Consider the following 8,326-nt stretch of genomic DNA (forward strand, 5'->3'; position numbering starts at 1 on the left):
ATCACATTTTTCTGCATCGACTTGCAGTGTCTCAGACTTTGCCATATTCAAGGCCTTCCGGATACCAGCGCGACAGCAGGGCGTCTGCAATATCGGGGAAGTCCTTCTCCAGGGTCTGCGCCATGGACTTGATCGCAGGCAACCAATGCTGGTCGCGCTGCAGGTCGGCAATGCGGAAATCGGCCTCACCGGTCTGCCGCTTGCCCAGCACTTCTCCGGGGCCGCGCAGTAACAGGTCCTGCTCGGCAATCTGAAAGCCGTCACTGGTACTGCGCATGGTGTTCAAACGCGCTTTGCCGCCTTGTGACAACGGCGCATGGTACATCAATACACAATAGCTGTCTGCCGCCCCCCGGCCCACGCGGCCGCGTAGCTGATGCAACTGGGACAGCCCCAGGCGCTCTGCATTCTCAATGATCATCACCGAGGCATTGGGCACATCCACGCCCACTTCGATGACGGTGGTTGCCACCAGCACCTGGATATCACCCTCCTTGAAACTCTGCATCACAGCAGATTTTTCGCTGTTCTTCATACGCCCATGAATCAACGCGACCGGCACGGGCGCCAGGGTCTCCAACAGTTGGCCATGAAGTTCCTCCGCGGCCTGGGCCTGCAGCTCTTCATTGTCTTCGATCAGGGTGCACACCCAGTACACCTGGCGCCGATCAGCGCAGGCTTCACGCACGCGCTGAATCACCTTGTCCCGCTGCTGATTGCTGAGCACCGTGGTGACCACCGGGGTGCGACCGGGGGGCAATTCATCGATCACCGATACATCCAGGTCGGCATACAGCGACATGGCCAAGGTGCGCGGAATCGGCGTCGCGGTCATGATCAACTGATGGGGTACCAGGCCCTGCTGGCGGCCCTTTTCACGCAACAACAGGCGCTGATCGACGCCGAAGCGATGCTGCTCATCGACCACCACCAGGCCCAGGCGCTGATAAACCACCTCTGCCTGAAACAACGCATGGGTGCCCACCACACAGGATGCACCCGCCGCCAACCGGGCGAGTGCGTCGCTACGCTGACGCCGCGACTGCTTGCCCTGCAGCAGTACCACCTCGACACCCAGTGGCGTCAGCCACTCGGACAGGTTGCGCGCATGTTGCTCTGCCAGAATTTCGGTGGGGGCCATAAAGGCGGCCTGCCAGCCGGCATCCACCGCACGCAACATGGCGAGCAGGGCCACCATGGTCTTGCCCGACCCGACATCACCCTGAACCAGGCGCAACATGGGTTCCGGACGCTCGAGATCTGCTTCGATCTCGGCCAGCACCCGCTTCTGGGCACCGGTCGGTGCAAACGGCAAGGCCTGCAGCAATTGCTGCTGCAGGCGGCGGTGCTCCGGGGCCAGGGGCGGAGCGGCTTCCCGCCGGGCTATATGGCGCAGTTGCCGGATGCCCAGGTGCTGCGCCAGCAGTTCCTCGACGGCCAGCCGAGCCACACAGGGATGCTCCCCACTGGCCAGGGTGTCCAGATCGGTCGCCGGAGGGGGATGATGCACGAACTGCAACGCAGTCGGCAGGTCAGGCAGGTCCCATTGTCGACGTATCTCAGCCGGCAGCAGGTCGGCCAGCTCATGGCTGTGCTTGAGCCACTCCAGCGCCTGCTCGAGCAACTGGCGCAGCCGCTTTTGGGTCAGCCCTTCTGTGGTCGGATAGACCGGCGTCAGTGTGCCATTGGGGGCAGGCAGAGGTGTGCCCTCAGGCACTGCGGTATAGTCGGGATGATAGAATTCGGGGCCAGTGGCGCCGCGTCGCACCTCTCCAAACGCCTGAATGGCGGTACCCGGTTGCAGCTTCTGTTGCTGCGCCCGGCTGAAATAGTAGAACCGCAGGCCGACTTCACCACTGTCATCGCGCACTTTCACCAGCAGAGAACGGCGGCGACCCATTTGCACTTGGGCAGACACAACGGTGCCCTGTACCAACGCATGCTGACCCAGGCGCAACTGGCCCAGAGGTTGCGTGCGCGTGCGGTCTTCATAACGCAAGGGCAGGTGAAAGAGCAGATCAGACATCCGGTGCAGGTGCAGCCGAGCCAGTTTCTCCGCCAGTTGCGGGCCGACACCTTTCAGCGCCGACAACTGGACGTCTTCTCCGCTCTCCATCAGAAATTGAACCTGAGTTGCAGTTTGTAATCCGCCCGCTCGGTACCGAAATAGCTGTTTTCGGCGAGGGCCTCCACATACAGGGGCCCCAGTACGCGCAGATTGAAGCCACCCTTGATCAGGGCAACATCCGGTGTCAGGCGCTCCCTCAGGCCCTCGTCCTCGATGATGAAGTTGGCAAACCCGACGCCGAGCAGCCCGTGTACATAGTCCCGAAAGAACGGTACCTGGTAGGTGCCATAGAAGGCAATCTGGCGAATACCCCGGTTGGTGCCGTATTCCAGTTCATTGAACTGCAGTACGCCACCCAGCCCTAAGCCAAAGTAGAGGCCACCATCGGGTGTTGCATCATAGTATCCGCTATAGACCGAGACCCGGTTCTGGTCATCGGCGACCGCCATGGGAGCAAACCAGACCAGGCTGACCAGTACCAGCAGTGCACTGACCCGACAACCGATGCGAGCCATCAGTCTTCCAGCACCATGACGGCATCCATTTCGACATTGGCACCTTTGGGCAATGCGGCAACCCCGATAGCCGCGCGGGCCGGAAAAGGCTCACTGAAAAAGCGCTGCATGCATTCGTTCACCAGATTGAAGTCGCTCAAATCAGTGAGAAAGATGTTCAACTTTACGATATGGGCAAGGCTGCCACCGGCCGCTGTGCAGACGGCCTGCAGGTTGCTGAACACCTGCTCGACTTCGGCCTGCCGATCACCGGTGACCAGCGCCATGGTGTCAGGTTGCAGCGGAATCTGTCCTGACAGATAGACAGTATTGCCTGCCCGAATGGCCTGTGAATAGGGCCCTATTGCAGCCGGCGCCTGATCGGTTTGAACAACGGAACGTGACATGGATTGGGCTCCCCAATTAAAGTATTCGGATGAGTGAAGACAACAGCCAGCTTTCAGCCACTGAGTGTCCGCCATTATGCCATGGTTCAGAAAATCATCATCCCTGCACGAACGTTCAATTCAGTGCCCGTTCTGCAGTCGTCAGAACCGGGTCGCCTTTCGGAAAAACGACACGTCGATGAGCCCATTGTGCGAGCATTGCGGGCGTTGCTATCTGATACTGATCAGGCGCGGTTGGCTCGGCGGCACAACCCTTGAGGCCAGGGTGCGGTAGAGCAGGACAAGGGGAGTTGCGGCGGGAAAAGCTGAACGGGTTGAGCGGAGACACGGCTCCATGCCGAAGCATGCAGCCGTGCAGACCAATGAAGCTCAGTTCACGGAATCTTTCAGGGCCTTACCGGGCTTGAAGCCGACAGTGCTGCTGGCCGGAATCTGGATGGGAGCTCCGGTCTGAGGGTTTTTACCAGTGCGTGCACTGCGGTTCTTTTTCTGGAAAGTGCCGAAGCCGACCAGGGTGACAGCATCCCCTTTGGACACGGAGTTGGTGATCTCGTCCAGGACAACATTCAATACGTCGTTGGCCTTGTCCTTGGATAGTTCGGCACGTTCAGCGATGGCAGCTGCCAGTTCCGGTTTACGCATATGGGCCATTCCTCTACTTGGATTGTTTCGGTTGTATCGTGACCTGCGACTCTGAAAACAGGCCGCACGCCTTAGCGTAGAGCCATTCTTGAAGGCCAGAGCGCTGTCGTCAAGCGAATGTTTCCGCAAACGGCGGTTTTTTTGCTTTCTCGGGCTGTTTCGCTCGTAAATTGACCAGTCTGACGGACAGGATAGCCATTTTATCAGGCCGCAGTTACACTGCGCGCACCCTGTGCCGGTGACGGAAAAGCATGACTGATACAGCCCGTATTCTGCAAGACTGGCCCATTAGATGCGCTCGGATCGACTGGCAGGCTGCGCCGCCGGACAACGGTGTTGCCCGCGACTGGCTGACCGACACCGGCTCTTTGACCGCCAAGCTCCTGTCCCTGAGCGGAGGGGATTTCAGGGTGGATGTACTGCGCGAAGGTCGGTTTTTCGGCGCGGTCGGGCGCCCCGTGCCGCAGCCCAGTGTGGCACGGGGGGCCGGACACGGTCTCTACTGGCAACGTGAAGTCCTGTTGTGCGGTCGCAATGAAGGCTGGGTGAGAGCCCTGACCCTGGTACCGGTCCGACATCAGGCGCTGATCCGGCGCCTGCGGCGGCTGGGCAGGCAACCCCTGGGCGCCTTCCTGTTTGCCCAGGCTGAACTGCAGCGTGTGACCATGGACTTCGCCACACTGGACTGGGGTCTGGCACGACGCAGCTGGTTCAGGCTTGGCACACAGGAGATCATTCTGATAGAAGTGTTTCTCGACGACTTTCTGGTGACCGTGCAATGAAGTGGACACAGCGCCTGCCCCTCTACCTGCAACTGACCCGACTGAATCGGCCCATCGGGGTCTACCTGCTGCTCTGGCAGACCTTGTGGGCACTGTGGTTTGCCGCCGACGGCATTCCCGGCCTGCATACCTTGCTGGTGTTCATCCTGGGGGTGATATTCATGCGCAGTGCCGGCTGCGTGATCAACGACTATGCCGACCGCCACCTGGACGGGCACGTCAAGCGCACTGTGGATCGCCCCCTGGTGACCGGTCAGGTCAGCGAGCGCGAAGCCCTGATACTGGCTGCTGTGCTGGTGCTGGTGTCTTTTCTGCTGGTGCTCACCACCAATTTGAGCACGATTCTCTGGTCTTTCGGGGCGGTCGGGCTGGCGGCACTCTATCCGTTCATGAAGCGTCATACGCATCTGCCACAGCTGTTTCTGGGTCTGGCGTTCTCTTGGGCCATTCCGATGGCCTATGCGGCCGAAAGCATGCCCGTTACACCGGTGACCTGGGTGCTCTTTCTGAGCGCCGTCTGCTGGATCATGGCTTATGACACCCTGTATGCGATGGTTGACCGCGATGATGACCTCAAGATTGGTATCCGCTCAACGGCCATTCTGTTCGGCGACTTTGACCGGGTAGCAATAGGGCTTTTGCAGGGTTTGTTTCTGCTCGGCATGCTGCTGGCCGGCCAAATGACCGGCAGCGGTTTTGCCTATTATCTGGGACTGCTTGGTGCTGTCGTATTGTTTGGCTATCAACACTGGCTGATTCGGGAACGGGAGCGCCTGCCCTGTTTCCGTGCCTTTCTGCACAACCATTGGGTCGGGCTTGTGATTTTTGCCGGTACGGTCGCTGACCGCAGTCTGATAACACTTCTGCTTCAATCCAGCTGAATCAGCGAACCCTGGCAATAAAGCGGGAGAGGTCCTCGTACTTGGTCGGATCTTCATCGGTCCAGCGCACGTTGACCAGCAGGCTGTCGCAGTCAAAGTCAGTGCTGGTGGCCTGCAGCGAGAACACGAATATGTTCAGACGGGCCATGCGCTCGCCACCCAGATCAATATCCAGAGCGGCCTGCTCGAACAACTGGGGCAGTCGTTTCTGGCGCTCCACGCGCAACAAGGCCTGGGTCAGGTTCAGATCTTCGATCAGCGCCGAGAAGGTCACATCCGGCAGGCGCAGGTCAGCCCGCACTTCCCGCTTCAGGCGACCCACCTTGGCTTTTGTCTCTTTGACCGGTGCTGCCGCCGGCGCCGCACCCCCCATCAGCGCACTGGCGCCGCCCATATCCTGGGCGGGGGCCGCCTTGGGCGGCTGTGGGCTCCCGCCCATCAGCGCTGCGGCACTGTTGTTGGCCGCCGAGCGCGCCTGGTCAGACACCGAGCGCTCGGACTTGCCCATCATTTTCTGCAGGGTGGCCTTGTGATTTTTTGCCAGTTGTCGAATGACCTTGCGCAGCAACTGATCACTGGTGAACGGCTTGCCGATATAGTCGCTGACGCCTGCCTCGACGGCCTGCGTGACATGGCTTTTGTCGCCGCGACTGGTCACCATGATAAACGGCAGGCGCTCGGCCTGCCGGTCCTTCTCACCCTGGCGCAGTTCAATGAGCACATCAAGGCCGGACACATCGGGCATTTCCCAGTCGCACAGCACCAGGTCATAGTCATTGCGATTGAGCATGCTCTGCGCTCGACGGCCGTCATTGGCTTCATCAATCTGAATGCCCGACAGTTGGCTGCGCAGGGCCCGCTTGATCAGATCGCGTATGAAACTGGCGTCATCGACCACCAGAACCCGCAGTGTGTCACTCATGTTTCAGACCTGTTGTTGTCGTCGTTATCCGGACGCCCCTGCAACGAGAAGCTGCGCTGGGCAGCCCTGACACTATAGCGGCGAGCCTGGCGATACCTTTGATAAAGGCGCTGCAAATCACGCACGGCATCAGCCAGTTCGTCGTCCGCGCCGGGGCCCAGATATAGCTCGCTGACGACGGCTGTACCCAGTGGCAGCCAACTGCGCCCGTCACGCTGCCTGGCCTGCCGGCGCGGCAGGGCAAGGCGCCATTCCTGCATAGCCGACAAGGCCTCCGGCTCTTCAAACCAGCCGGGAAAAGGCAAGGCGTCCGTGGCCTGCAGGGTGCGGTGCGGACCATAACGGACATGACGCAGCAGTCGCGGCTGCCCGGCAGTGGCCTGAAACAGGGCCTGTCCGCTCTGCAGCCCGATACAGAGCCCTTGGTAGCCCTCGCCCAGCAACTGCCAGCCCAGCGGATTCAGCGGGCTTTCCAGCAGGCGCAATACTGTGACCCCTTCATGGCGGGCCAGATCCAGCGCCTCGTCTGCCTGTTGATCGGCCACCAGGGTTTGCAGAATTTCCGCACTGAGCTGGTCCCGCTTGAGCTCCATCTGTGCCGCAAAATAGGCGAAGTCGACGGCCGCCCGGATATGCTCTGGCAGCGCCGCATAGCGAGCCTGCAACGCCTGCTGCCACTGGTCTTCGGTCAACTCGATTTCGTTGCCGACCCCAGTCTCTCCGCGCAGCCAGGGGCTGGGCAAATCCGCAAAATCAGTGAGGGGCAACTCGTTGCGTTTCAAGGCCGACAGCAGTTCATAGCCCCCATAACAATAGAGTAAACCATGCCCGGTCATGGCGCCTCGAATTCCATCACATCGGTATTTCCGGGCAATGGGTCCTGGATCAGGCCGGCTGCAGCCACCTGGTTGAGTCGCGTTGCCAGGCGCACGCCGGCTTTTTTCAGCTGCGTCTCCAATGCCGGCAATGCCTCGCGGCGATAGACACTGTTCCAGCCGCCGGCGCGATCAGCCAGCGGATAAGCCAGGTCACGCGCTACTTCATGAGTTTCCCAGACCCAACTGGCCGGCTCGCCCTGCTGCCATTCGCGGCGCTGCTCATCGGTAATCTGGCGAGCAAAAATATTGGCCATCACAAATGGCGGGTGAGACAGGTGGTCGAAAAGATCGTTTTGCCAGATTTCAAACAGGCTGCGTCGTTCCAGATCGCTGCCCACCAGTTCGGTTTCCCGGCCGCCCCTGTCATGGCTGAATCCGGCATTGACCGGATCGTGCAGGTCGGCCATGTAATGCACCAAAAAACGGAAGGCATCCAGTCGGCGTGCACGACTGGCCGACTCGTCAGCCAATACGGCTTCAGCATCCAGCACGGCAGCTACTGAGCAGATACCATTCGGGCAGTGTCGCTCAGGCTGAAAGCCGGTGTCACCCTCTTCAAAGAAAGTGTAATGAAACCCCAGGCGCCACTCGTTGCCCCGGCGGCGCGTGACCTGCTGCGCATAGTTGGCGTCCTCCAGCAGCAGGCGGCGATAATGTTCGCCATACAGGTCCCGCACCAGAGCCTGCGCATCGTCGGACAGGTAATAGGTGGACAGTTGAGCCACGATCTGGTGCCCCCGCTCGCCAAAGGCTTGCGCCGGCAGTGCGAGGCAAAGCGCCAGACCCAGAGTGATCAGGCACTGCGCCGCTCGGCCAGATAGCCGACCGCCAGAAAAGCCAGCACAATGATAATGCCAAGAAAATGTGCGTCGATTGAAGACAGCGCTCTGGCCACCCATAGGCCCCCCTGTACGGTCATGAAGCCGTAGCCCAATGCACAGAGTATGACAAAAACCAGCGTGCGGAGCACGAAATGTGCTTTGCGCACCAGTCCGCGCACGGCGCGATTGATGTCATGGCCGAAAATCACCAGCAGTGAAGCCACCAGACCAGTGGAGAGAAAGGTGAGATGCGGCTGAAACAGACCGGAAAACTCGAGCAGCAAAGCAGACATGGTAAACCCTTCCCGAAAGTACGGACCCCGAAAACGACAAAACCCGGACAATTTGCATTGTCCGGGCATGGCGATGTGCATACTTGGTGCCGGCACCAGGAGTCGAACCCGGGACCTACTGATTACAAGTCAGTTGCT

At 60.1% G+C, this 8,326-nt stretch carries 10 protein-coding genes; 2 read left to right on the forward strand and 8 right to left on the reverse strand.

Features of this window, described 5'->3' with window-relative positions; all coding sequences use genetic code 11:
* Window positions 1-31: 31 nt before the first annotated feature.
* The 4 genes from recG to LAT62_RS06630 all read right to left on the reverse strand — a co-directional run bounded on the left by recG (window position 32) and on the right by LAT62_RS06630 (window position 3,611).
* Window positions 32-2,116 (reverse strand): ATP-dependent DNA helicase RecG, encoded by a 2,085-nt coding sequence (recG, locus tag LAT62_RS06615; RefSeq protein WP_293380837.1) that lies wholly within the window; start codon window positions 2,114-2,116, stop codon window positions 32-34.
* The gene (locus LAT62_RS06620; protein WP_293380840.1) at window positions 2,116-2,583 is read right to left on the reverse strand and encodes a hypothetical protein; all 468 of its coding nucleotides are present in this window, start codon (window positions 2,581-2,583) and stop codon (window positions 2,116-2,118) included. The genes recG and LAT62_RS06620 overlap by 1 nt, the downstream gene beginning before the upstream one ends.
* Complete coding sequence (locus LAT62_RS06625; protein WP_293380843.1) at window positions 2,583-2,969, reverse strand: RidA family protein; 387 nt, start codon at window positions 2,967-2,969, stop codon at window positions 2,583-2,585. The genes LAT62_RS06620 and LAT62_RS06625 overlap by 1 nt, the downstream gene beginning before the upstream one ends.
* Before the next feature lie 369 nt (window positions 2,970-3,338).
* Window positions 3,339-3,611: an HU family DNA-binding protein gene (locus tag LAT62_RS06630; RefSeq protein WP_293380846.1), complete on the reverse strand. Its 273-nt coding sequence runs from the start codon at window positions 3,609-3,611 to the stop codon at window positions 3,339-3,341.
* Between the two features lie 251 nt (window positions 3,612-3,862).
* Between LAT62_RS06630 and LAT62_RS06635 the strand changes: the two genes are divergently transcribed.
* Both LAT62_RS06635 and ubiA read left to right on the forward strand, forming a co-directional pair.
* The gene (locus tag LAT62_RS06635; protein WP_293380849.1) at window positions 3,863-4,393 is read left to right on the forward strand and encodes a chorismate lyase; all 531 of its coding nucleotides are present in this window, start codon (window positions 3,863-3,865) and stop codon (window positions 4,391-4,393) included.
* Window positions 4,390-5,274, forward strand: a complete 885-nt coding sequence (ubiA, locus tag LAT62_RS06640; protein ID WP_293380852.1) for a 4-hydroxybenzoate octaprenyltransferase — start codon at window positions 4,390-4,392, stop codon at window positions 5,272-5,274. The genes LAT62_RS06635 and ubiA overlap by 4 nt, the downstream gene beginning before the upstream one ends.
* A gap of 1 nt (window position 5,275) precedes the next feature.
* Here the strand turns inward: ubiA and LAT62_RS06645 are convergent, their stop codons facing one another.
* The 4 genes from LAT62_RS06645 to LAT62_RS06660 are packed head-to-tail and all read right to left on the reverse strand — an operon-like array spanning window position 5,276 to window position 8,188.
* Entirely contained in the window at window positions 5,276-6,196 is a 921-nt protein-coding gene (locus tag LAT62_RS06645) for a response regulator (protein WP_293380855.1), read from the reverse strand.
* The gene (locus LAT62_RS06650; RefSeq protein ID WP_293380858.1) at window positions 6,193-7,032 is read right to left on the reverse strand and encodes a hypothetical protein; all 840 of its coding nucleotides are present in this window, start codon (window positions 7,030-7,032) and stop codon (window positions 6,193-6,195) included. Before LAT62_RS06650 ends, LAT62_RS06645 begins: the two co-directional genes overlap by 4 nt.
* The gene (locus LAT62_RS06655) at window positions 7,029-7,973 is read right to left on the reverse strand and encodes a S1/P1 nuclease (RefSeq protein WP_293380861.1); all 945 of its coding nucleotides are present in this window, start codon (window positions 7,971-7,973) and stop codon (window positions 7,029-7,031) included. Before LAT62_RS06655 ends, LAT62_RS06650 begins: the two co-directional genes overlap by 4 nt.
* Window positions 7,868-8,188: a DUF3392 family protein gene (locus LAT62_RS06660; RefSeq protein ID WP_293380864.1), complete on the reverse strand. Its 321-nt coding sequence runs from the start codon at window positions 8,186-8,188 to the stop codon at window positions 7,868-7,870. The genes LAT62_RS06655 and LAT62_RS06660 overlap by 106 nt, the downstream gene beginning before the upstream one ends.
* Window positions 8,189-8,326 lie beyond the last annotated feature (138 nt).

Source organism: Natronospirillum sp., assembly GCF_022565775.1.
GTDB lineage: Bacteria > Pseudomonadota > Gammaproteobacteria > Pseudomonadales > Natronospirillaceae > Natronospirillum.